Source organism: Pedobacter steynii (genome assembly GCF_001721645.1).
GTDB classification, from domain to species: domain Bacteria; phylum Bacteroidota; class Bacteroidia; order Sphingobacteriales; family Sphingobacteriaceae; genus Pedobacter; species Pedobacter steynii_A.
Genome location: NZ_CP017141.1, coordinates 3,832,868 through 3,857,358, shown reverse-complemented (window position 1 = coordinate 3,857,358; position 24,491 = coordinate 3,832,868). Strand labels below are relative to the sequence as shown.

At 41.6% G+C, this 24,491-nt stretch carries 17 protein-coding genes; 4 read left to right on the top strand and 13 right to left on the bottom strand.

Annotated elements, in window-relative coordinates:
• Positions 1 to 38: 38 nt before the first annotated feature.
• The 7 genes from BFS30_RS16085 to BFS30_RS16055 are packed head-to-tail and all read right to left on the bottom strand — an operon-like array spanning position 39 to position 12,309.
• Positions 39 to 728 carry an ABC transporter ATP-binding protein gene (locus BFS30_RS16085; RefSeq protein WP_069380230.1) on the bottom strand — a complete coding sequence of 230 codons (690 nt, stop codon included), beginning with the start codon at positions 726 to 728 and terminating at the stop codon, positions 39 to 41.
• Between the two features lie 33 nt (positions 729 to 761).
• Positions 762 to 3,161: an ABC transporter permease gene (locus tag BFS30_RS16080; protein WP_069380229.1), complete on the bottom strand. Its 2,400-nt coding sequence runs from the start codon at positions 3,159 to 3,161 to the stop codon at positions 762 to 764.
• 20 nt (positions 3,162 to 3,181) lie between these two features.
• A complete protein-coding gene (locus tag BFS30_RS16075) occupies positions 3,182 to 5,560 on the bottom strand; it encodes an ABC transporter permease (RefSeq protein ID WP_069380228.1) in 2,379 nt (792 codons plus the stop codon).
• A 13-nt stretch (positions 5,561 to 5,573) separates the two neighbouring features.
• A complete protein-coding gene (locus BFS30_RS16070) occupies positions 5,574 to 7,949 on the bottom strand; it encodes an ABC transporter permease (protein ID WP_069380227.1) in 2,376 nt (791 codons plus the stop codon).
• A gap of 15 nt (positions 7,950 to 7,964) precedes the next feature.
• Positions 7,965 to 10,316, bottom strand: a complete 2,352-nt coding sequence (locus tag BFS30_RS16065) for an ABC transporter permease (protein ID WP_069380226.1) — start codon at positions 10,314 to 10,316, stop codon at positions 7,965 to 7,967.
• Between the two features lie 10 nt (positions 10,317 to 10,326).
• Positions 10,327 to 11,025 (bottom strand): ABC transporter ATP-binding protein, encoded by a 699-nt coding sequence (locus BFS30_RS16060; protein ID WP_069380225.1) that lies wholly within the window; start codon positions 11,023 to 11,025, stop codon positions 10,327 to 10,329.
• A 39-nt stretch (positions 11,026 to 11,064) separates the two neighbouring features.
• On the bottom strand, positions 11,065 to 12,309 hold the full coding sequence (locus BFS30_RS16055; RefSeq protein WP_069380224.1) for an efflux RND transporter periplasmic adaptor subunit: 1,245 nt from the start codon (positions 12,307 to 12,309) through the stop codon (positions 11,065 to 11,067).
• A 199-nt stretch (positions 12,310 to 12,508) separates the two neighbouring features.
• Here BFS30_RS16055 and BFS30_RS16050 point away from each other — a divergent pair, with 199 nt between their 5' ends.
• Both BFS30_RS16050 and BFS30_RS16045 read left to right on the top strand, forming a co-directional pair.
• Positions 12,509 to 13,879, top strand: a complete 1,371-nt coding sequence (locus tag BFS30_RS16050) for a sigma-54-dependent transcriptional regulator (RefSeq protein WP_069380223.1) — start codon at positions 12,509 to 12,511, stop codon at positions 13,877 to 13,879.
• Positions 13,876 to 15,237, top strand: coding sequence for a sensor histidine kinase (locus tag BFS30_RS16045; protein ID WP_069380222.1), 1,362 nt, complete (start codon positions 13,876 to 13,878; stop codon positions 15,235 to 15,237). Before BFS30_RS16050 ends, BFS30_RS16045 begins: the two co-directional genes overlap by 4 nt.
• Before the next feature lie 8 nt (positions 15,238 to 15,245).
• Here BFS30_RS16045 and BFS30_RS16040 read toward each other — a convergent pair whose 3' ends face one another.
• Complete coding sequence (locus BFS30_RS16040; RefSeq protein WP_069380221.1) at positions 15,246 to 16,517, bottom strand: glucose-1-phosphate adenylyltransferase; 1,272 nt, start codon at positions 16,515 to 16,517, stop codon at positions 15,246 to 15,248.
• A 14-nt stretch (positions 16,518 to 16,531) separates the two neighbouring features.
• Positions 16,532 to 17,938 carry a glycogen synthase gene (locus BFS30_RS16035; RefSeq protein WP_069380220.1) on the bottom strand — a complete coding sequence of 469 codons (1,407 nt, stop codon included), beginning with the start codon at positions 17,936 to 17,938 and terminating at the stop codon, positions 16,532 to 16,534.
• A gap of 283 nt (positions 17,939 to 18,221) precedes the next feature.
• On the opposite strand from BFS30_RS16035, the gene BFS30_RS16030 reads away from it, so the two are divergent.
• Together BFS30_RS16030 and BFS30_RS16025 are read left to right on the top strand one after the other, a co-directional pair.
• The gene (locus BFS30_RS16030) at positions 18,222 to 19,202 is read left to right on the top strand and encodes a GlxA family transcriptional regulator (RefSeq protein WP_069380219.1); all 981 of its coding nucleotides are present in this window, start codon (positions 18,222 to 18,224) and stop codon (positions 19,200 to 19,202) included.
• Between the two features lie 101 nt (positions 19,203 to 19,303).
• Positions 19,304 to 20,020 (top strand): DJ-1/PfpI family protein, encoded by a 717-nt coding sequence (locus tag BFS30_RS16025; RefSeq protein WP_167353156.1) that lies wholly within the window; start codon positions 19,304 to 19,306, stop codon positions 20,018 to 20,020.
• Positions 20,021 to 20,140: 120 nt separating this feature from the next.
• On the opposite strand, the gene BFS30_RS16020 is transcribed toward BFS30_RS16025, so the two are convergent.
• The 4 genes from BFS30_RS16020 to BFS30_RS16005 are packed head-to-tail and all read right to left on the bottom strand — an operon-like array spanning position 20,141 to position 24,486.
• Entirely contained in the window at positions 20,141 to 21,394 is a 1,254-nt protein-coding gene (locus BFS30_RS16020) for a sulfate adenylyltransferase subunit 1 (protein WP_069380218.1), read from the bottom strand.
• Entirely contained in the window at positions 21,394 to 22,299 is a 906-nt protein-coding gene (cysD, locus tag BFS30_RS16015; protein WP_069380217.1) for a sulfate adenylyltransferase subunit CysD, read from the bottom strand. Before cysD ends, BFS30_RS16020 begins: the two co-directional genes overlap by 1 nt.
• 10 nt (positions 22,300 to 22,309) lie before the next feature.
• A complete protein-coding gene (locus BFS30_RS16010) occupies positions 22,310 to 23,014 on the bottom strand; it encodes a phosphoadenylyl-sulfate reductase (protein WP_069380216.1) in 705 nt (234 codons plus the stop codon).
• A gap of 2 nt (positions 23,015 to 23,016) precedes the next feature.
• Positions 23,017 to 24,486 (bottom strand): TSUP family transporter, encoded by a 1,470-nt coding sequence (locus BFS30_RS16005; protein ID WP_069380215.1) that lies wholly within the window; start codon positions 24,484 to 24,486, stop codon positions 23,017 to 23,019.
• Positions 24,487 to 24,491 lie beyond the last annotated feature (5 nt).

Below are 24,491 nucleotides of genomic sequence, written 5' to 3'. Positions count from 1 at the left end.
AAGCAGGAAATTCCTCATCAATAAACATTTAAAACCATCTAAATTGCTGGTTGCAGGGAAAGATCTTCTTTAATCACGCCATCCAGCAAATGCAAAATCCGACTGCCATACGCTGCGTTCACTTCTGAATGGGTCACCTGAATAATGGTGATGTTCTCTTCTTCATTCAATTTTTTAAACAACTCCATGATCTGAAGTGCCTGTGGGGACTGAAGATTTCCGGTTGGTTCATCTGCCAAAATGATGGAAGGTTCAGCAACTAAAGCTCTTGCAATTCCAACCAATTGTTGTTGTCCGCCGGAAAGCTGATTTGGGAATAAATCTTTTTTGGCGACCATATTAAAGCGGTCCAGAATATCTGCAACACGACTTTTACGTTCCGAACTACTCACCTTTTTGTACAGCAAAGGCGCTTCAATATTTTCTGCAACAGTCATCTCATCAATCAGATGGTAAGCTTGAAACACAAAACCGATATGGTTTCTGTAAAGCTCAATCCGCTTACGTTCATTTAAGGAAACCACATCCTCTCCCATAAATTCGTATGATCCATAAGTCGGTTCTTCCAACATCCCCAGAATGTTGAGTAAAGTAGATTTACCAGCTCCGGAAGGTCCCATTATGGAAACAAACTCCCCTTGTTTAATACTAGTAGTGACATGGCGAAGGATATAACTTTTAACGCCTTTGTTCGCATAGTACTTCTCTATATTTTTTAGCTCTATCATCTGTATATGTTTTAATATTTAACTCTTAAGGGATTATTCGTATTTAAGGGCATCAATTGGGTTTGTATTTGCAGCTTTATAAGAACGCAGACTAACGGTAATCAAGGTAATCACAACGGATAATACCATCGCCATCATAAATGGCCAAATGCTGATATCTATGCGATAAACAAAGCCATTGAGCCATTTCGAAACGAAAATATAAGCCAGAGGCCAGGCCACCAGGTTGGCAATCAAGACCATCCACAAAAAAGAACGGTTCAACATTTTAACCAGTTCCAGGGTCGAAGCGCCCAGGACTTTTCTGATGGCGATTTCACGTGTCTTCTGTGTAGCTATAAACGACACCAGACCAAACAAGCCGATAAAAGAAATAAAGATCACCACTCCTGCAAACACTTTAAACAGCACGCCCATTACCTGCTCTGTTTTGTAAAAATTCTGAATATTATCATCCAGAAACTGAGCTTCATAAACATCATCAGGGAAAGCCGCATTCCATTCCTGTTCGACCTTTTTAATGGTGGTCATCATTTCCTTTACATCCATCTTTATCGCCATAGCAGAATACTCATTCTTAGCAGAAAAAATAGCGATTGGAGAAATGGTACTTTTAAAGGTCATGTTATTGAAATCTTTTACCACTCCTACGATTTTCCTGTCGCCGCTACCGCCACCTAAACTGATCGTCTTTCCGATTGCGTCTGAAGGGTTTACAACACCTAAAGCCCTCAATAACTGTTCATTAACAATAAACTCTTTTAAGGTATCGCTTTTTGACAAATTTCTACCTGCAATCAGTTCTAAATTAAAAGTCTTCAGATAGTTTTCATCTGCCTGCTTGATATTCAACTGTGTCTTCTCATCTTCAGGACGACGGTCGTATTTGAAACTTACAGTTCTGTTACCCGACGAAATTGGCGCCGCACTTGTAAGACTGATATCCTGCACTCCAGGTAATTGAAGCAATCGCTGTCTAAGCGGTTCATATTTTAATCTGCTGAGGCTATCTCCGGGAATATTAACCATAGAAACTGCTTTTGTATCAAATCCAAGAGATTTTTCCCTCATATATTCCATTTGTCTGACCACCACCAGCGTAGCAATAATCAAGACTGCGGTAATGGCAAATTGTGCAACCACCAAAACCTTTCTCAACCCCAATCCGCCAGCACTGGCCGAACTGATCTTATTCTTTATCGCCAATGCCGGACTAAATCCTGACATGATCAAGGCAGGGTAAAGTCCTGCAAGGAAACTCACCGATGCGATCAAAATGAACATAAACACAAAAATAACCGGCTCGGTGAAAAGGTGGAAAGAGACATTTATCTCCATCAGACTTTCCATCTTAGGAATGACCAACTCTGTCAGCACACAGGCAAAACCCAAAGAAATGATGGTTATTAAAGCGGTTTCACTGAGAAATTGCACAATGAGCTGCTTCCTTCTGCTCCCCATAACCTTTCTGATCCCAACTTCTTTAGAGCGGCTGATTGCTTGTGCAGTAGCCAGATTGACAAAGTTGATACATGCGGTAATCAGTAGAAAAAGGCCAATTACTCCCAGGCCAATCAGTTCTTTATAAGCCACCGTTTTGTACCTGAAATTACTATAACGTGCATCATGGTGTACCTCAGAAAGCGGTTGAAAATAATGCTTTTCTTTGGCCGGCGACTTCTCTGTATAATGTTTATCGATAAACTGCTTTAACGGCTTGACCAGATCCGCAGGCGTCAGGCCTTCTTTCAATAAACCATAACCTTCTGACCTGTTTGTTACCCATCCCCATTCTTTACCGAATTTATCATCAAAAGAAGCGTAAGAAAATACAACCTCAAAGGGAAAACTGCTGTTCTCAGGAAAATCCTTAAACACTCCTGTCACCTTATAATCAGCCTTATTGTCGTAACGGATACTTTTACCAATTGCATTTTTCCAGTTCCCAAAGTATTTCACCGCTGTCTTTTCCGAAAGCGTTACCATATTCGGTTGTGACAGCGCCTCTTCAGGCTTTCCGGAAAGCCATTCAATTTTGAAAATCTCAAAAAACTGAGGTTCAACATAGAAAATGTCCTGTTTTAATTTCATGTCAGCACCTCCCTCTTCATTCCTGATCTTCAGAATGCCTCCACCCTGATGAACAGCAGCAACTTTCTCAAATTCAGAGAAATCATTCCGCATTGCTGGAATCAGAGGAATCGGAACTCCGCTGGTAAAAAACTCTCCTTCCGGATATACCCATGAAGAGACGATCCTGTAAATCCGGTCTCTTTTCTCTTCGCTCTTGTCGAAGCTCAGCTGAAACTTGAGGAAAATGAAGATCAGCAGGCAGCCCGCCAATCCAATAGATAATCCAACAATGTTGATTGCAGTATATCCTTTGTATTTCCAAAGGTTACGCAAAGCAATTTTAAGGTTTAATCTGAACATATCTTTACCAGTTAATTATGTTATTCATATTTTAAGGCATCAACAGGATTTGCTTTCACCGCTTTTCTTGCCTGAATGCTTACTGTAAACACAGTTAGAACAGTACTGATCAGGGCAGCAAATACAAATGGCAAAATGGGCACATCAATTCTGTAGGCAAAAGTATCCAGCCATCTTTTTGCAACGATATAGGCAATTGGCCATCCAATCAGGTTGGCAGTTAAAACTACCCGGATGAAAAAGGCATTTAGCAAGCGGAACACCTGAAAGTCTGTTGCTCCTAAAACCTTTCTGACTGCAATCTCCTTTCTTCTGTTATTTGTACTGAAAGCAGAGAAGGCAAATAGGCCAAGAACAGCGATAAAAATAGTCAGTATAGCCGCACAATAGAAGACGGTCTGCAGTTGTTCCTGCTTTTTAAATAACCTTCCATAAAGCTCATCCAAAAACTCGTACCTGAAGTCGTCCCCATCAAGCTTGTTCAAATCCTTCCAGTTTGTTTTTAAGCTGGCAAGGACAGCTGCCATTTTATCCTGATCTATATTGACCATCAACATCAGCTTGTCGTTACTGGTGGCACAAGGGTTTTTTATCGCGTAAACAGTTGGTTCCACAGCCACCTCAAAACCTTGTGCTTTAAAATCTTTAATCACGCCAACAATCCGATAGTCCATCTGACACCCCCTGATGATCTTCCCAACCGGATTGACCATTCCATAGGCAGCTACTGCGCTTTCATTCAATACAATCGAATTTACCGTATCGGTATTGAATCTTCTGGAAAAGACTCTTCCTTCTCTAACTTTCAATTCGAGCGTCTCGAAATAATCAAAATCTACAGTAATCATATCTAAGCCTTGTTCTTTTCCTTCAAAAGAGTAGTTACTTTTTGCAGCTTTGGAGCCATCGGGGATATTTGAAGCTACGGTAAAGGAATTTACACCAGGAATTTCATTAACCTTTGACTTCAGGCGCTCAAAATTAACACGGTTAAACGATACAATATTTCGGATAAAAACCACCTGTCCGGCCTTAAAGCCTGTATCTTCCGTCTTCATGTATTTCAGCTGTGTGCTCACAATCAATAGACCCGCAATAAATACAATCGCTACACTAAACTGTGTCACCAACAATACATTTCTCAGCCAAAGGGTCTTATAACTTGTTTGCAGATTCCCCTTTAAAACTTCTGCAGGCCTAAATCCAGATAACACCAATGACGGGTAAACGCCAGAAATCAGTGTAATCACGATCAAAATAGCTGGCAACTGCCAGGCCAGAGCCCCATTGCCTTTCCATAAGGATAAAGAGGTCTCAAACAAACCATTAAAATAGGGAAGGAATAATTCAGCCAATGCCAATCCAATCGCCAATGCGAAAATACACTGCATCAGAATTTCGATCAGAAACTGAAAAATCAGGTTCATGCGGTAAGCACCAAGCACTTTTTTAACACCAACTTCTTTTGCTCTTCTATTCGTCTGCGCTATAGTCAGATTGGTGAAATTTATACAAGCAATAACCAGAACCAGAATGGCCAGCACACCTAAGGCCAGCACAATTTTATAATTGGTATTATTTCCTGCTATAGGCCTTAAATGCAAGTTATTCAAAGGATCCAAAAAGACGGCCGATTTGCCGGAAATTAACGGGTCACTGGCTGACATCCCGTTTTTGATCATTTCCTTTTTAAATAAACCATCAATCTTTTGTTCAAGTTCCAGCATATTTGTCCCTTCCCTAACCTCGATATAGGTATGGTAATTCAATGCATTCGGATCCTGGTTTACATCAAGGTCATTTGAAATTACCAGCGCATCAAACTTCAGATTTGAATGATCTACGCGGTGGTTGATGATACCCTGGATGTTTGCCGATTGTCCAGCTGACCTGGGGCCGATGGCAACCAATTCGGGGTAAACGGGTTTCTTTCGGGGGAACAAGACATCGGCAAACTCCTGAGGTATATATAAATTCAAAGCCTCTGCAGCCGGTTTTCTTAATCCACCTTCTGGTTGCAGCCGGAACATTTTTGCCAATTCATAATCTAAAGAAATTACGTTTTTACCATAGACCCTGCCCTGATCGGTACTAAAAGCAAATTCAAAACCGACCTTTTTACTTCTTCCAACATTTTCAATTTCCGGTAAAGCGTCTTTCATCGCCCTTGCCAGTGAAAGCGAAGTATAATTTGTTTTGCCCTCAGGCAGACTCCTGCCGACCAGATAAATACGGTTGTGATTTGGAATATTATGGTCAAAACTTGTTTCAAAACCAACATACATCACCACCAAAATGAATGCTGAAAGCGCAATGGCCAATCCGCCTATGTTAATGGCAGTATACCCTTTGTTCTTCCAAAGGTTCCGCAAAGCGATTTTAAGATTCAGTCTGAACATATTTATTAAATTCTTACTCGTATTTTAAAGCATCGATGGGATTGGATTTCGCCACCTTAACCGATTGTGCACTTACCGTGATTAACGCAATGAGTAAGGATAAGGCAATTGCAATTACAAAAGGGACAATCGAAATACCGATTCTGAATTCATAAGCAGAAAGCCATCTATTCACGATGATATAAGCCAATGGGAAAGCGATAAGATTTGCAATAGCCACCAGTTTAATGAAATCTCTGTTTAGCAGGGTTAGAATATTGAAGGTACTCGCACCAAGGACCTTACGGATACTGATCTCTTTTTTACGTTGTTCGGCCATAAACAAGCTCAGTCCCAACAGGCCCAAACAGGAAATAAAAATTGAAAAGCCACCAAACCAATTCGCCAGAATACCCAGCACCTTTTCGTTTTGGAATTTGGCTTCAAAACTATCGCTTAGAAATTTGGCATCAAGCGGAAAATCAGGGTTCATCTCTTTAATGATCTCTTCTATCTGTTGCATGGAAGTAGTGATGCTTTGGGCAGGATTTAAGCGCAATACCAGTACACCTTCTCCATCGGCACTGTGATTATTCATCATGACCATTGGGGTAACCGATTGATATGGCGTTTCCATTACAAAATCTTTCATCACTCCAATCACTTTTAAGGGATCACCACCCCATTGGATTACCGTTCCGACAGGATTCTTCAAGTCCATGGCTTTTACCGCTGCTTCATTTAAAATAACGTTTAAAGAATCGTTAAACTGTGGCAAAAACTCTCTGCCCATCACCATCTTTGTTCCCAAAGTAGCAGAAAAATCAAGATAGGTGAACCTGAAGTTAATAAGGGTATTCATCTTTGGATTTTTACCTGGCCAGTTAAAGCCAGAGCTGTTGTTCCCACCTTCACTCAGACTGCGGCTAAATATGCTGGCATTGGTAACCGCGCCGGATTTCAGCAAACGCTCCCTAACCAACTTCATCCTTCCTTCTGTTTGCAATCGTCCTTCAATCGGAATCTCTACCAGCCCCGTACGGTTGTAGCCTACAGGTTTGCTCTTAATAAAGTTCAATTGCTGATAAATCACTACAGTACATATGATCAGACAAGCCGCAAACACGAACTGAAAAACCACCAGCATTTTTCGGATAGACAAAGAGGAACTTCCAGGTAAACTAAATCCTTTCAACACCCTTACCGGATTAAAGGACGACAAATAAAGAGCGGGATAGCTACCAGCGATCAGCCCTGTGAGGAAGGTTAAACCTGTCAGAACAGACCAAAAAGCCCAATCCTTATAATCGATAGTCAGATTCGTGTTTAAAACGCTGTTAAAGTAAGAAAGGCTAATTTCCATTAACATAAAGGCAACCAGCATCCCCAGGAAGGCCAGCAATAACGACTCCAGCATAAACTGAGCAATTAACGATTTTCGGGCCGCACCAATTGCCTTCCTGACGCCCACTTCTTTTGCCCTTTTTTCAGATCTTGCTGTAGAAAGGTTCATGAAATTGATACAGGCAATCAACAGAATGCAAAATGCCAGAAGTAAGAAAATCCTAAGGGTATCGATCTTGCCACCAACCGACTTTCCATTCTCAAACTGACTATACAAATGCCATTTAGACAAAGGATGAAGTACGGCAAGGTTCTCATTTTCTTTTTGATTCCTGGTATAAATATGCTCTATTTCTGCATTCGCTTTTTCAAAAAAACTCTTGTCCTGCAACTGGACTACAGTAAGACAATAATTATTTCCCCAGCCCTGCTCATCACCTTTAGCCCAGGGATTTTCTTTAACAAATACCTCCCATGAAGCGAGATAGTCGAACTGAATACTGCTGGTCAACGGTACATCTTCAATAACAGCTTCCACGATCAATCCCTCTTTTCCTCCAAATTTCACGGTCTTATTAATCGGATTTTCTTCTCCAAACAGGCTTTTTGCCATATGTTCTGTTAGTACAACAGAGTTTGGATTCCTGAGCAGGCGATCTCTGTTTCCCTGCAGTACCTTATAATCAAAAATCTTAAGAAAAGAAGTATCCGTAAAAACTACGTTTTTCTTAAAACTCCGGTTGTCATAACTGATCAGTTGTTCACGGGGATGTGTAGATCTGGATGTCCTTTCCACTCCCGTTATTTTGGTACGGACCTCTTCGGCCATCACACCTGGTGTCCAGGCATAACTGACAATATGATCGGCGTTCTTTTGATTGCTATAAACGACATAAGTACGGTCATAGCCGCTAAACTGTTTATCAAAGCTCCATTCATAAGCCACATAAAGCAGCAAAATCATACAGCTGGCAAGACCTATAGCCAATCCACCTACATTTATCAAAGTATAACCTTTGTTCTTCCAAAGGTTCCTCAATGCTATTTTCAAATTGAGTCTGAACATATTATATATTTTTAACTATTCATATTTAAGTGCATCAACAGGCTTGGCATTTGCAGTTTTAAAAGCCTGAAGACTTACGGTGAGCACAGTAATCACCACAGAGATGATGCTTGCAAAAATAAATGGCCATGCGGTGATCGTTGTCCTATAGGCAAAACCAGATAACCAGTTACTGGATAAAATATAGGCCAGGGGAATTGCCACAAGATTCGCAACCGCCACCAATATCAGGAAGCTCCTATTAATCAGTCTCAGAATATCTGTTGTTTCTGCACCCAAAACTTTCCTGACGCCGATTTCCTTGGTACGCTCCTGCACAGAGAAGGAAGCCAAAGCAAATAAGCCCAATATGGCAATCGCCAAAGTAATGTAAGTAAAGATGTTGAAAAGCTTATCCAACCTGACATACTGTACATAAACCTGAGCAAAACTTTGATCCAGCCAACTGTATTGAAAAGGGAATGGCTCAACAGAAATCCATATTTTTTTAACCTCCTCAAGGCTTTCCTGTGCATGTGCTCTATCCATTTTCAGAATCACCTGATCAGCAGAATTAGTGCCTCTTCTTTCCACCACAAATGCCGTAGGTTCAGCGGCCGTTTCCATGCCTTTCTGAACATGATCTTTAACCACGCCAATAATCACCCTATTCTCTATCCATTTGCTGCCAATCAGCTTTTGTAATCCATATTTCTTAACTGCAGATTCATTTACTACGATAGTATTGCTATCCGTAGAAAAGGTATCCGAGAACACCCGACCTCTTTGAACAGGCATCCCCATTACTTTGAAATAATCAAAGTCAACAGTAATGGTGCTTAAATTTGATACCTTCCCGCCGTTAAACTCGCGGTCTATCACCTGCATCGCTTTTACGCCGGGATAATAGTTCACACGGCTTACCGCATTGACTCCCGGTACTTTTAGCAGACGCTGTTTGATCTGACTAAAGTTCTTTCTGCTCTCACCTTTTCGGATTTTGAACACCAGAACATGATCTTTATTGAAGCCCACATCCTGATTTTTGATATGATCGACCTGCTGACGGATGATCATTAAAGCCACCATAAAAACAATAGCCACAATAAACTGAACAGAAATAAGCGTTTTGCGCATCCATAAACTGCCCATACCTCGGGAGAAGTTTCCCTTCAATACCCTTACAGGTTCATAACTGGATAGAAAAAATGCAGCATAGCCGCCCGCAAGAATGACAACCAGAATCATCACCAAAGAAAGCTGAGTAATTAGCTGACCTGGATTTGAATAATTTAGCAAAGACAAATTTACCTCCATCAAACGGTTCAGAACCGGCATTCCTACCTCTGCAATTGTCAATGCTAACAACAATGCCAATACGCACTGAATGCCTGTTTCAATTAGGAAATAAGTAATCAGGTTGCCTCTTCCAGCCCCTAAAACTTTCCTGACCCCGGTTTCTTTAGCCCGCTTCACAGATTGGGCAATAGAAAGGTTCGTAAAGTTAATACAGGCAATCATCAGCAACAGGGAAGAAAAGAGAATCAAAATCGTCACAATTTTCGCATTACCTCTTTTGGTAGGGTCCTGTGAACTGCTGGCGTGCAGATAAAGATCCGGGACAGAAGTGAGAAACATTTCTATATCTTTCAATCCTTCATTTTCCTTTGCCACTGGAAGATTTTTAAAAACCTGGTTTAGTTTTTTAACAAAGGCTTCTTTATCTGTTCCTTCTTTCAGTTTTAGGTAGGTATAATAATTGCCATTACCCCATCCGTCACCAGGCGATGATTTTTTAACAAAACCATCATGCTCCATATGCTCGGGTGTATTGGGCTGTTCATATACTCCGGTAACGGTATAACGTTTATTGGTATTGATCAATAGAGATTGTCCCACGGGATTTGTTTTCCCAAAAAATAACTCACTTGTTTTTTGACTTAAAACAATCTGATCAGCTGATAAAAGGGACTTTTTTGCCTCACCATAAATAAATTTATAGGGGAACAGGTTAAACCAGGAGCTATCTACTCCCATAATATGATCCACATAGTTTTCATTTTTATCCCGGGCGACCAGACGTTGTCTCATGTCCCAGACATAAAAACGGCCATAATCGACAATTTCAGGTAATACCTCTTTCAGGGCCGGAGCCAATTCAGCAGGGCTTGAAGAATACTCTTCCTGCCCAGGACCCCATTTGATAGAAATCCGGTAAATGTCTTTTGCAGCCGTGTTCCAGGTATCGTAGCTCCGTTCATGATTGGCAAATAACAGGATCATAATAAACCCTGCCAGTCCGATAGAGAGTCCAAAAATATTCAAAATAGAATAACCCTTATTTTTCCAAAGGGTTCGTAACGCTATTTTTAGATTGAGTCTGAACATTATAATTTTATTAAATGAGTTCCTCTGTACGATTTTTATTGATCTTTTCTGAGATCACATGCCCGTCTTTTAAATTGATGATGCGATTAGAAAAACTGGCATCATGAGAAGAGTGCGTTACCATCACTATAGTCGTTCCTGTTTCATTCAGTTCGCAAAGCAATTCCATCACTTCATTACCATGGGAACTATCCAGGTTTCCCGTCGGCTCATCCGCTAATACCAGTTTAGGCTTAGTTACCAGTGCTCTTGCAACGGCAACACGTTGCTGCTGTCCACCTGAAAGCTGCTGAGGAAAATGACCGCTTCGGTTCACAATATTCATTCTTTCGATAATCTCATTCACCAGTCTTTTACGTTCTGCAGCCGGGACTTTATTGTAGATTAGCGGAAGCTCAATATTTTCAAAAACGGTCAGCTCATCAATCAGGTTGAAATTCTGGAAAACAAATCCCATATTTCGTTTTCTGAAATTGGAACGCTCCTTATCATTTAGTTTCAATAATTCTGTATCAATAAACTTATAGCTGCCACTCTCCGGCTTGTCCAGTAAGCCCATTACATTTAAAAGGGTCGATTTCCCGCAGCCCGAAGGCCCCATAATAGAGACAAATTCACCTTCTTTAACATGCAGGTTAATTCCGTTTAATGCTGTGGTCTCAATCTCTTCAGTTTTATAAACTTTTTCCAGGTTTTCTATTTTTATCATGGCTATATTTTTATCCGTTTATGCTTTCTTTTGGGAAGGTTATTTGCTAATTTCTACAATATCGTACTGATTAAACTGATCGTAAGAAGAAGTAATGACTTCCTCACCTTTCTGAAGACCTTCCAGCACTTCATAGTAGAGGTAGTTTTTACGTCCGATCTTTACATTTCTTTTAGTGGATTTACCATTCTTTACGACAAAGACCCAGGTTCCTCCGGTACTTTGGAAAAATTGTCCCTGTGAGATCAGCAATGATTTACTGTTATCGGAAAGGGTTAATTTCACCTGCATCGACAGTCCTCTTCTCAACTCGTCAGGTGATTTTCCTTCAAATACAAGTTCTACCTGAAACTGCCCTGCAGTCACCTCTGGAATAACTTTTCTCACAGTCAGCTTATAAGTCTTTCCATTAAATTCAACATTGGCACTTTGGCCTTCTTTTACTCTATTGATATAATATTCATCTACCCCTGCCTGCAATTTATAACCTTGCATCACGTCAATCTTTCCCAACATCTCGTTCGGGGCATATGATTTTCCGGTTACGGGATCATAAGAAGACAAGCGACCAGCTACAGGAGCTTTAATCGTCATATTTTCAATATTCTGACGGATGGTCTCCAGGCTCTCATTCATCCTTCCAATGGAAATGTCTATTTGCTTTAGTTGCATGATCCTCCCCTGATTCTCCTGTTTCACCGCTTGTTTCAAAATGGTCTTTCTACCCTGGAAATATTCGTAATCCTGACTGGATACATTGAATTCTTCCCTGGTGATTACATTTTTTGCATATAGGGTACTGTCAATTTTATATTTTCTGGCCGCCGTTCTCAGACTGTTCTCAATCACCATCATATCCTGACTCATTACCCGCTGATTCTGCTCCAGATCCAAACGCAATTTTCTCAGTTGATTGATCTGTTCTGTGATGCTCGTTTCACTTGAGGTGTAATTGGATAAGGCATTCGGATTGGTGATCCTCAACAGTGGGGTACCTTTAACTACCGAAGCACCGTTTTCTGTAAAGATCTCCGCAACTGTTCCACCTTCCGGTGAGCTTACAATTACAGATGTTAAAGGAACTACACTTGCATTTAACAATACGACATCTTCAAAATCACCATACTGTACCTTGCTGACCGTGATTTTCTCGGCATCAGCTTTATATACTTTGTTTAATGACAAGCTATATCCATAAGCCACAAGCGCCACTAAAACTACTACGCCGGCAATGGTCAATATTGTTTTTTTATTGAATCTCTTTTTCTCTATGATCTTATCCATTTTTGTATTACGCTTAGTGCTAAGCCATAAGCCAAGGGTATGCCAATCAAAAAAAACATAATTATATATTTAATTATCAGGCACTTAAATCAACACCTCATCAAAAACCGTTCATAATCGGACACTAGCTGTACAGCATCGAACAGTTTCTCTTATTTTTGGATGATACAACCAGATAGTACAGTTTAAATCCATAATAATGATAGATGCAAATGTTTTAGTGATCGATGACGATGATGACATCTTATTAAGTGCACGCTTATTCTTAAAACAACATTTTAATCAGGTCGTTACCTGCAAATCTCCAAAAGAGATCAATGTACTGCTCAGTCATAATGAGATAGACATTATCCTATTGGATATGAACTATCAGAAAGGAGCAAGTAACGGAAGGGAAGGCCTGTACTGGCTGGAACACATTCTTTCTATTGATAAGGATTATGTAGTGATCTTGATGACGGCCTATGGAAATGTGGAACTCGCAGTTCAGGCTATAAAAAAAGGAGCCACCGACTTCATCCTTAAACCCTGGGAAAATGAAAAGCTCTTTGCTACCCTATCTGCTGCATCCCGTTTAAGGCAGTCCAACAAAAAGGTAAAGAAATTGGAAAAAATTCATTCCTCCCTGCAAAAAGACCAGGCCAGGCAATTTGAACACATTGTGGGAAATTCAGAACCTATCAGGCACTTGCAAAACACCCTGATTAAAGTAGCCCCAACGGATGCCAATGTATTAATACTAGGCGAAAATGGAACCGGTAAACAGGTTTTCGCCTACGAACTGCATAAACATTCCCTTAGAAAGAACCACATCTTTATGCATGTAGATCTGGGATCTCTGAATGAAAACCTTTTTGAAAGTGAACTTTTCGGCTATGCAAAAGGAGCTTTTACCGATGCCAAAGATGATAAACCGGGACGATTTGAACTTGCTGACGGAGGAACCATATTTCTGGATGAGATCGGCAATTTATCCCAACCCCTGCAAGCCAAGTTACTCAGCGTTTTACAGAACAGAACGGTTACCCGCTTAGGGGAAAGTAAAGAGCGAAAAATCAATGTCCGGCTAATCACTGCAACCAATATGCCCCTCAATGAGATGGTCGGCAAAGGAACTTTCAGACAGGATTTGTTGTTCCGGATTAATACCGTTGAGCTATTGCTTCCGGGGCTGGCGCAACGCGGAGAAGACATCATTCTGCTGGCAAACCACTTTTTACAAAGTTTCAGCACCAAATACCATAAAAGCCTGTATAAGTTCGAGCCTAAAGCAGAGCACCTGTTACTGGCCTACCACTGGCCGGGAAATGTACGCGAGCTGCAGCATGTGATTGAACGGGCAGTAATCATGGCCGATGGGATGGAAATCAGCAGCGGCGACTTACAACTGAGCCCTCAGAAATTTGGAGGAAATACAGTAATCCAACCTGAAATGGGGCTGGAAGAAATGGAAAAACTGATGGTTCAGAAGGCAATAGATAAACATAAAGGCAATATTTCAAGGGCCGCCCTTGAACTGGGTCTCACCCGCGCTGCACTGTACAGGCGCATAGAAAAATTTGACCTATGACCTTTTATAACCGCTTTACCTTCCGCTTAATCAGCAGGCTCGTACTGATTAATGCTCTAGCCATTCTACTATACTATCTGATCAGAAAAACAGAACTCTGGTTCACGATAGCAGGCCTGGCAATCATATTGGTTGCCGCCCTGATGAACCTATACTTTTATATCAATCAGATCCGGGAAGATATCAAGCGCTTTATCCTGGCCGTAAAAACCCGTGACAGTACCCTTAATTTTAGAAACAAGGCCACAAAAGGTAGTTTTCCTGAACTTTATGAATCCTTTAATGACATCATACAAACCCAGAAAGACATACAACTGGAGAAGGATTCCATGTTCCAGCTGATAAAAGCGATCCTGGAGCAGGTGCCGGTGGGAGTAATTGTAATTAAAGACAACGCATTGGACTCAAAACAAACAGAAATTGTTTTCTTTAATCAGGCGGCGACCAGTCTACTAGGCATTCCAACCTATAAATACTGGCATAGGGTAGCGCAGCACAGTCCGGATTTTTCTAAAGAGATTGAAGCAATCGGCAAAGGTGGAAAACGCTTTATGGAGCTGAAGATTCAGGACAAGCTGATTCAGCTGTCAACAGAAGTGATCCCTCTTAATCTATACCTTACAGATTACACCATTATTTCGTTTCAAAATATTAAGGATGAGATTGAACAGAAAGAAAGTGAGGCCTGGAACAGACTCATTGGGGTGATCTCTCATGAGATTCTCAATTCTATTACCCCGATCAGTTCTCTTTCTGATACGGTAAACAGCATGATAGCCAATAAAGAAACCTTAAGCCATGAAGACCTGGAAGATTTAAAACCAGCGATAAAAACAATTAAAAGAAGGTCTGAGGGATTATTGGACTTTGTAAAAGACTACCGACTGATTGCAGAACTTCCTACGCCAGACCTGGAATACCACACCATCGGAGAGATCCTGCAGCACATCAAAGTACTGATGCAGCCCTTTGCAAATGGGAGAAATATCATGCTTAAAGTGGAACAGACTTCCTCTAAAATCACGATACAAATTGATTTGAAACTGGTAGAACAGGCCTTAATCAATCTCGTAACCAATAGTATTTATGCATTGGAAGAAGCTGAACATCCCGTAATTGAAATCAATTACCGACTGGATCAGAATAAGTTATACCTGGAAGTAACGGACAATGGAAAAGGGATTGATGCCGAACTTATCGAAAAAATATTTGTACCCTTTTTTACCACCAGAAAAAATGGTTCGGGTATTGGCCTTACCATTACCCGAAACATTATGAAGATGCATCACGGAAGTCTTGAAGTCAATTCTGTCCCTTTTGAAAAAACAGTATTCTCATTGGTCTTCCGCTATCAATAGTTAATCATTTAAATGATTGTGCCATCTGGAATAACGGCTCCTTTTTTCACGACAACAATGCCATCTTTTACCGTATAAAGTGCCTGATCGCTATCCGGAAGATGTGCTCCGCCAATGATTTGCACATCATTTCCGATCCTGCAGTTTTTATCTAATATGGCATTGGAAATGACACACCTGTCGCCGATCCCGATCCATGGTTTCTTATTTTGCAAATCAACTTCCATCTCCTCAAGAATCTGATATTTATCGCTGCCCATAATATAACAACTATCGATTGTTGTATCTTTTCCTATCCTTGCACGAATACCGATTACTGAATGTTTGATACTTTTTGCATGTAAAATACAACCTTCTGCAATGATCGCCTTATCCAGTGTTGTTCCTAATATTTTGGAAGGAGGCAACATACGCGGACGTGTAAAAATGCTGTGGTGGCTATCAAAAAGGTTAAATTTAGGTAGGTCATCGGTCAGCCCCAGATTGGCGTCAAAGAAAGAAGAGATGTTTCCTATATCGGTCCAATATCCGTCATATTGATAGCTCAACACATCATAGGTGTTCAACATGCGTGGAATAATTTCCTTTCCGAAATCCTTTTCATCCGCATTCTCTGCAAATATTTTAATCAGCAGGTCCCTGTTAAAAATATAGATCCCCATTGATGCCAGGTGCTCACGGCCCTCTGCACGCATCTCTTCTCCGGTATCCGAAGTCCAGTCGGCCAGCAATGAAGTAGCAGGTTTTTCTATAAATGAAGTGATGATGTTTTGCTCGTTGGATTTCAATATCCCAAAATCAGGAGCCTCTTTCGCCGTCACAGGAATCGTTGCCAATGTGATTTGCACGCCACTTTCGATATGCGCATTTACCATCTTATTGAAATCCATCTGATACAATTGATCTCCTGACAGGATGAGCACGTATTCAAATTCATGATTCAACAGGTGGTGCATCGTTTGCCTCACGGCATCGGCAGTTCCCTGAAACCAGGTTGGGTTATCAGGTGTCTGTTCCGCAGCCAGAATATCGACAAAAGCAGCACTAAAATGGCTGAAATGGTAGGTGTTCTTAATGTGTTTGTTCAGCGATGCTGAATTAAACTGTGTAAGAACGAACATGCGGTGTATGCCTGAATTTAAGCAGTTTGAAATGGGAATATCAACCAGCCTGTATTTTCCGGCTATAGGAACCGCTGGTTTAGAGCGCGTTTGTGTCAGTGGGGACAGCCTCGACCCCTGGCCACCACCAAGGATGACCCCCAATACTTTATCAGTCATAGCTATTCAGTTTATTATATTTGGTACAAATCAATGTATTGTTGTGCCGCTCTATCCCATGAGTGGTCTAATTGCATCATATATTTACGGATCTCCTTTAGGTGTTTCTCATCGTAGTAAAGCTCGTATGCTCTTCCTATCGCATGTCCCACATCCCAGACACTGGTCTGATCATGACAAATGCCAAATCCACCATCCCCAATATCAATTACCGTATCCTTTAACCCTCCAATCCTTCGCACAATCGGAACAGTCCCATATCTCAAGGCATACATCTGGTTTAAACCACATGGTTCCACCCTGCTTGGCATCAGCAGAAAATCTGCCCCCGCATATATTTGATGAGACAACTGTTCGTTATAGCCAATATAAGCATTATAATTTCCCGGGAAAGCTTCTTTCAATTGCATTAATCTTCCTTCCACCTGCGGATCACCAGACCCTAAAACCAAAACATTTATACCTCCATTAGCCTGTAATAAAGCATTATAAAATATATCCGGTAAGAGGTCGGCTCCCTTTTCTCCGACTAATCGCCCTATGAAAGTAAAGAGTGGTTTCAGAGGATCCAAATTGAAAACACGACATAAGGCTTCTTTGTTTGCCTTTTTTCCATTTTCTACCGTTCGGATCGCATATTTTTTTTCCAGCATAGGATCATGCTGTGGATCCCATACTTCATTGTCAATTCCATTTAGAATTCCAACAGATTTTTCACGTTCCTGCGCAAGCAGGTCTTCCAGTCCGTTAGCCCTGAAGCTAATCTCCTCGAGATAACTTGGTGAGACCGTAGTGACCCTCCAGGCACATTTTATGGCCGAAGCCAATGGATTGATAGAACCACGCCAGTCCAGCTGGCCAGATTTCCACAAGTCGAATGGAGGAACATAATGAAGCTTGTCCCAACCAAACTGCCCCTGATATTGTGCATTGTGTATGGTTAAAATTGTAGGTACAGTACTCAGTCTTTTGAACTGATGACAATAAGCCATCATAAATGGAACTAAACCAGTATGGTGATCATGACAATGAACAACATCCGGACGGTGCTCCCATTGGGTAATCCAGTCAAGCACCGCTATCTGATAGGCGAGAAAACGCTCCGTATCGTCGTCATATCCGTATACATTTGGCCGGTCCAGCAGTCCGGAGATGTGCACCAGGTAAAGGTCAAAACCCAGCTTATTGGTTTTTTCCCTGAATATGCGCACAGGGAAATTATGGAAGCCCAGCTTTCCCCATCCATCATAAACCACCTCAAACTCATTCTCCTGCATGAATTTTGTCTGGTAAGCAGGCATGACCACCTTTGCAACATGGCCAAGCTTATTCTGGTATTTAGGCAAAGCGCCTACAACATCACCAAGACCTCCTACTTTGGCAATAGGATAACATTCTGCACTCAGGTGTATAATCTCCATAATTTTATTTGGGGGTTAAAAAGTATCTTAAATTAGGGAATAGCAGGTAGAATGGCAATTATTACTGGAAATTATTTCTTAAAAAAGATATGCTATTCAAAGACGGAAATCTTTTTAAGGAATACATATTTACATGGAATAAAGCTGGAGAAGGGAAAAAAGAGCAGAGTTATGGGGCAAAAAGTCCATAACAGAGACATCAGCATTTGGCAGGAATCGACGCAAACTTGTCATTGCAGACAGAGCAGCCCAACCTTACCTTTGTGGCGTAATATAAAGATCAATGGAGAAGCGATTAGTTGTTATTGTGGCGATGCCTGATGCCTTAACACTTGACATTATAGGCCCTGCGGATGTATTTACCGGAGCAAATTATTTCTTTCCTCCTGAAATAAATAAAGATATGGACTACGAGGTACTCACGGTATCTGCGACAGAAGATCTTGAAATCAGCACTAGAAGTGGAATTCTGATCCGGAGTAAAAGCAGCATATATCAGGTGACGCAAAAGATTGACACCCTATTGATTGCCGGATTTCCTGGTCATAGGGAATGGAAAAGTCATCCGAAACTGGTAGAATGGATAAAAGTTAATGCCCCTGAAATTCGGAGGGTCGGTTCAGTATGTATCGGGGCATTTGTCCTGGCAGAAGCAGGCTTGCTCCGTAACAGACGGGCAACAACACATTGGATGAACTGTCAGGAGCTCCGCAGCTCCTATCAGGATATCGATGTTCATCCTGATCCGATTTTTGTTAAAGATGGAAACATCTATACCTCAGCAGGAGCATCAGCCGGTATTGATCTCGCATTGGCACTGGTAGAGGAAGATCATGGTCCGGAGGTTGCCTTAACAATTGCCAGATATCTGGTATTATACCTCCGCAGACCAGGCAACCAATCTCAGTTCAGCAACCTGCTTAACCAACAGCTTTCCAGTAAAAAGCCGATCCGGGATCTGCAATTATGGATCACCGGTCACTTACAGGAAAACCTGAATGTGGAAGGCCTGGCCAGCCGGCTGGCCATGAGCCCAAGAAATTTCGCCAGGGTATTCCATATAGAAACGGGATTTACCCCGGCACGATACATTGAAAAGCTTCGTGTAGAGTCAGGCCGGAGTTTTTTGGAAGAAACGAGACTCTCCCTGGATGAGATTGCGGAAAAGTGCGGTTTCGGTAGCTCAGATACCATGAGAAAAGCATTTTTACGCCACCTGGATACCAGTCCCTCCTATTACCGGAATCTGTTTGGATCTTCCTAAAATTTAATTCAAAATAATGGCTTCAGATAGCCTGAACAATGATTTTCAATCATTGTATTACACCCGTATTGTCCAATAAATCACATCACAATTCAAAAAACATGAAATCAGTAAAAACACTTATTGTCCTCGCTTCAATTCTCGGATCCGCTGTGGCCGGTCAGGCACAAAGTTCAGTCACTCCCCTGCTGGAAATGAAAAAAGAAAAAAAGAAGATCAATGTTGCGTTTCTGATCTATGATCAGGTAGAAGCAATGGACCTGAACGGCCCGATAGATGTCTTCACAAAGGCCAATGTGATCGATCCCAGCTATCATTTATATACGGTATCTGCTTCCAGCAAACATTCCGTAGCTTCAGAAGGAGGAACCGTACGGATGCAGTCCACCTATTCCTTTGAAAATGCACCCCAGGCAGATATCCTGATCGTTCCTGGTGCCGCACCTGAAGTGATCATCAGTATCGTCAACAATCAACCTGAACTCTTTAAATGGATTAACAAACAAAATGAAAGAACAAAACTGACCATGTCGGTTTGTACAGGCGCACTACTATTGTCAAATGCCGGTATCCTGGATGGAAAGAAGGCCACAACCCATTACCTTGCTCTGGACCAGCTGAAACAAAACCCCAAAATCCAAATCGTAGAAAAGGTTCGTTTCGTAGAAGATGGCAAACTGCTGACCGCTGCTGGAATCACCTCTGGATTAGACAGCTCGCTCCATTTGATAGAACTCATCAATGGAAAGGGAATTGCAGATCAAATTGGAAAGATCATGATCTATAACCGGAATGGCGATCTGTCTTTCATGGAATAATCATCAAAAAAAAGAAGCGTTCTAAGAAAAGGCATAGGAAGATTTGCGCTCCTTCAGCGCAAAAGATTCCAGCCTTTGATTAGTAATGCTTCTTTTTTTAAAGTAATATTTCTAATGAATCTAATAATCTGCTATTGCCCTGAACATCAATGCAGCAACAGTCAAATTAGTCCTGCTATCAATCAAAATCGCGGCGCCATTGGCTTTATTATCAGTGTAAAGATCAAAAGCCAGCTCATCGGCAGTCTTAATAACCACCCTTCCGATATCATTGAGTTTAAAATCAACCGCACTTTGTTTCTCCAAAGTATTGATGTCAACCTTATAAACAATCTCATTGATCCTCGCCTTCGTGACCTTGCTGTTGTGCTGCAACAGATAAGTAATACTTTCATCAAGCGGACGGGTATCCATCCAGCAAACATCTGCTTCAATCAACTTAGAGTGTTGTGGTAAATGGTCTGCATTTACAAGCACATCTCCTCTGCTGATGTCTACATTGTCTTTCAGATGAAGGGTAACAGATTGCCCTGCATACACCTCTTCCGGCTGCTGATCAAAGATTTCTATTCTTTCAATAACAGAACTGCTTCCTGATGGCAATACCGTCACCTTATCATTCACTTTAAAAGAACCACTCAGCACTCTTCCTGCGTAACCTCTATAATCGTGAAGCTCATCTGTTTGCGGCCTCACCACCCACTGAACGGGCATTCTCGCCAGGTTATAACTTTGTTTATCTTCAACATCAACTGTTTCCAGGAAGTGAAGTAAGCTACGTCCCTGATACCAGCTCATGTGTTTGGACTCATGAACAATATTGTCTCCTTTCAGCGCACTTACAGGAATAAAAGTAACCTCCTTTAATTTCAGTTCGGCTGCCAGAGTTTTATATTTTTCAGTGATGGCATTAAATACAGTTTCACTGTAATCTACCATATCCATTTTATTCAAAGCCACCACAACATGCTCAATCCCCAATAAAGACACAAGGTAAGAATGCCTGATGGTTTGTTCTACAACACCATTTCTGGCATCGATTAAAATGATCGCCAGTTTAGCAGTAGAGGCTCCGGTAACCATATTACGGGTATACTGAATATGCCCCGGAGTATCTGCAATGATAAATTTGCGTTTATCAGTCTGAAAATACTTATAAGCCACATCTATAGTGATCCCTTGTTCCCTTTCTGCTCTGAGTCCATCCGTCAGAATAGCCAGATCAATTGTTCCGTCGTCATTTTTGCGGTTGGACTGTTGTAAAGCTTCCAGCTGATCAGCCAGAATAGAATCTGTATCGTAAAGCAGTCGCCCGATAAGTGTACTCTTTCCGTCATCTACACTTCCTGCTGTAAAAAATTTCAATAAATTCATTAAAAATACCCTCCTTTTTTGCGGTCTTCCATAGCAGCTTCAGATACTTTATCGTCCATGCGGGCTCCACGTTCACTAATTTTTGATGCACTGATCTCGGCAATGATATCTCCTATTTCATCTGCTTCAGATTCCACAGCTGCAGTACAGCTCATATCTCCTACCGTACGGAAACGAACTTTCTTGTTTTCGACGATGTCTTCTTCATCCATATTCAGGAATGGAGAAGCCGCCATCAATTGTCCGTTTCTGGTAATACAATCCCTATAGTGGGCAAAATAGATAGAAGGAAGATCTATATTTTCTCTTTTCACATAGTTCCATACATCAAGCTCTGTCCAGTTGCTGATTGGGAATACCCTGACGTTTTCTCCTTTATGGATTTTTCCGTTATAGATGTTCCAAAGCTCCGGACGCTGACGTTTCGGATCCCATTGTCCGAATTCATCCCTTACTGAAAAGATTCGTTCTTTAGCCCTTGCTTTTTCTTCGTCTCTGCGGGCACCACCAATACAGGCATCAAAACCATGTTTGGCAATGGTATCCAAAAGGGTTACGGTTTGCAAGGCATTTCTGCTGGCATTTTTTCCGGTTTGTTCCACTACTTTGCCCTGATCAATAGATTCCTGAACATGACCGATGATCAGTTTTTCCCCCAGGCGCTCCACCATATGATCACGGTAGGCGATGGTTTCTTCAAAGTTATGCCCCGTATCAATATGTACTAAGGGAAAAGGGAACTTTCCCGGTCTGAATGCTTTTTCAGCAAGCCTGACCAGGGTAATGGAATCCTTACCTCCGGAGAATAACAATGCTGGTTTCTCAAATTGCCCTGCTACTTCACGTAAGATGTGAATCGCCTCGGCCTCCAGTTCGTCTAAATAGTCTAAATTGTACTTACTCATTTTCTTTTAATTACGAAGTGGCATGTAAACCACATTCTTTCTTTGATTGATCTTCCCACCACCAGCGTCCGGCTCTGAAATCTTCACCTTCCCGTACTGCTCTCGTACAAGGGGCACATCCTATGCTCGGAAATCCTTTATCGTGCAGGGTGTTGTATACAATATTGTGTTTCTTGATGTACGCTTTTATTTCTTCCAGCGACCAGAAGAAAATGGGATGGAACTTTAACAACTCATTTTGTGCATCCCATTCGATATTAGCCATATCATGTCTGTTTAAGGACTGCTCTGAACGTATTCCTGTAATCCAGCAGTCTTTACCAGCCAGGGCCCGTTTCAGGGGCTCCAGTTTACGGATATGACAACATTCTTTTCTGTTTTCCACGCTTTCATAAAAGCTGCTCGGTCCTTTCGCATTGACCATTTCCTGCAGGGCTTCTGCCTGTGGATGATAGGCCAGAATCGGCTTTTTATAATTTTCCAGCGTCCGGTTCCATACGTAATAGGTTTCCGGGAAGAGCCTTCCTGTTTCCAGGGTAAACACTTCAATCGGAATATCATTGGCAAAGATCATATGTGTAATCACCTGATCCTCCCATCCAAAACTGGTAGAGAATACAATTTTTCCAGGGTAAGTGATGGCAAAATACCTCAGCGCCTCCACAGGATCTTTATCTTTTATTTGGGCCGCTATTTCTGCTAAATCTACTTTCATGACTATACTAGTTTAAGGATAAAATTGACAATGCTGCGAAGGCTGACCAACACCACCAGCACTCCGACTGATACCATAATGGTCTTCACAGAGATTTTATTGGAAACCCTTGCCGCGATTGGCGATGCCAGCGCACTGCCAATAACTAACCCGGCTACCGCTTCCCAATGCGCTCCGTTTAACATGGTGATAAAAGTCAGCGAGCTCATTAAGGCAATAAAGAAGCGCGTAATCTTTACCGTTCCCAAAGAAAACCTTGGGTTTCGCCCTCCCGCAATTAAGCTCGATAAAACAATAGATCCCCATCCACCGCCGCCAACAGCATCAATAAAACCACCAAACAGTCCCAGCAGAGAAATTTTCTTTATTTTCCCTTTTGGATTTTTATGTTTCTGGTTTACCTTAAACGCTTTGGATAGAATTACTCCACCCAGAATCAAGGTATATAAAGAAACCAAAGGTTTGGTGTAGTGACTGTAATGTTCCAGGGAAGAGAGCAGATAAGCACCGACCACTGCACCTACAATTCCAGGAATCAATAAAATACGAAACAGTTTCCAGTTCACATTTCCAAAACGATAATGCATCCATCCTGCAATTCCGTTGCTCAAAATCTCTGATAAATGTACCCCCATACTCGCTGATGCAGGTGGAACACCCATCGCCAGAGAGAATGAAGTAGAAGTTACACCATACGACATTCCAATGGCACCATCGATCATGGCAAAAATAAACCCGCCAATCAGGAACCAGTAAAACATCGGATTCAGCTGAGCAATATAAGCCTGGAATTCAGGTTCCTTATGCCAGAAGGCAGCAATCACAATTCCAAAGGAAAAAATAATGGAGGTCCAGATCAGCCATTTAAAATTCTTCTTTACCTTATCCTCATTTTTTTCCTTCACCAGAATGGCGGTCACTTCATTGAGCTTTTTAACTTTCGAAGTAAAATTACCATTCAATGTATTTCTAAGTGCCTGCATTTGCTGTAAGGTATCATTCAGCTCTTCAGGTAAATTATCATTCAGCACTTCTTTCAGTCGCTTTGCTATGGTTGGCGACTTTCCATTCGTGGAAATCGCAATTTTCAGGTCTCCTTTTTTTACAATGGATCCCAGATAAAAATTACAAAGATCCGGCTTATCAGCAAAATTCACCAGGAGGTTACGCTGATCTGCCGCCGTTCTGATTTGCTGATTCAGCGTTTCATTATTTGTCGCAGCGACCACCAGATCTGCATCATCCAGATCCGCTGTATCGAATTCCCTTTGGATCAGTTTCACTTTTTCATAACCTTCGGCCAGTTCCCGCAATTCGGGCAAAATATCCAATGCAATTACCGTTACCCGGGCCTCCGGACTATTTGTTAGTATCGCCGATAATTTCTCCAGTCCCACAGGTCCGGCACCAATCAGCAACGTATGTATGGTATTTAACTTGATGAAGACAGGAAATAATTGGTTGCCTTCCATATGCT

Bases quoted from the DNA above. Each gene is read 5' to 3' on its own strand.
- BFS30_RS16060 (WP_069380225.1), bottom strand. From the start codon at position 11,025: ATGATAAAAATAGAAAACCTGGAAAAAGTTTATAAAACTGAAGAGATT.
- BFS30_RS16065 (WP_069380226.1), bottom strand. From the start codon at position 10,316: ATGTTCAGACTCAATCTAAAAATAGCGTTACGAACCCTTTGGAAAAAT.
- BFS30_RS16040 (WP_069380221.1), bottom strand. From the start codon at position 16,517: ATGACTGATAAAGTATTGGGGGTCATCCTTGGTGGTGGCCAGGGGTCG.
- BFS30_RS16020 (WP_069380218.1), bottom strand. From the start codon at position 21,394: ATGAATTTATTGAAATTTTTTACAGCAGGAAGTGTAGATGACGGAAAG.
- BFS30_RS16050 (WP_069380223.1), top strand. From the start codon at position 12,509: ATGATAGATGCAAATGTTTTAGTGATCGATGACGATGATGACATCTTA.
- BFS30_RS16005 (WP_069380215.1), bottom strand. From the start codon at position 24,486: ATGGAAGGCAACCAATTATTTCCTGTCTTCATCAAGTTAAATACCATA.
- BFS30_RS16035 (WP_069380220.1), bottom strand. From the start codon at position 17,938: ATGGAGATTATACACCTGAGTGCAGAATGTTATCCTATTGCCAAAGTA.
- BFS30_RS16070 (WP_069380227.1), bottom strand. From the start codon at position 7,949: ATGTTCAGACTCAATTTGAAAATAGCATTGAGGAACCTTTGGAAGAAC.
- cysD (WP_069380217.1), bottom strand. From the start codon at position 22,299: ATGAGTAAGTACAATTTAGACTATTTAGACGAACTGGAGGCCGAGGCG.
- BFS30_RS16030 (WP_069380219.1), top strand. From the start codon at position 18,222: ATGGAGAAGCGATTAGTTGTTATTGTGGCGATGCCTGATGCCTTAACA.
- BFS30_RS16010 (WP_069380216.1), bottom strand. From the start codon at position 23,014: ATGAAAGTAGATTTAGCAGAAATAGCGGCCCAAATAAAAGATAAAGAT.
- BFS30_RS16085 (WP_069380230.1), bottom strand. From the start codon at position 728: ATGATAGAGCTAAAAAATATAGAGAAGTACTATGCGAACAAAGGCGTT.
- BFS30_RS16080 (WP_069380229.1), bottom strand. From the start codon at position 3,161: ATGTTCAGATTAAACCTTAAAATTGCTTTGCGTAACCTTTGGAAATAC.
- BFS30_RS16045 (WP_069380222.1), top strand. From the start codon at position 13,876: ATGACCTTTTATAACCGCTTTACCTTCCGCTTAATCAGCAGGCTCGTA.
- BFS30_RS16055 (WP_069380224.1), bottom strand. From the start codon at position 12,309: ATGGATAAGATCATAGAGAAAAAGAGATTCAATAAAAAAACAATATTG.
- BFS30_RS16075 (WP_069380228.1), bottom strand. From the start codon at position 5,560: ATGTTCAGACTGAATCTTAAAATCGCTTTGCGGAACCTTTGGAAGAAC.
- BFS30_RS16025 (WP_167353156.1), top strand. From the start codon at position 19,304: ATGAAATCAGTAAAAACACTTATTGTCCTCGCTTCAATTCTCGGATCC.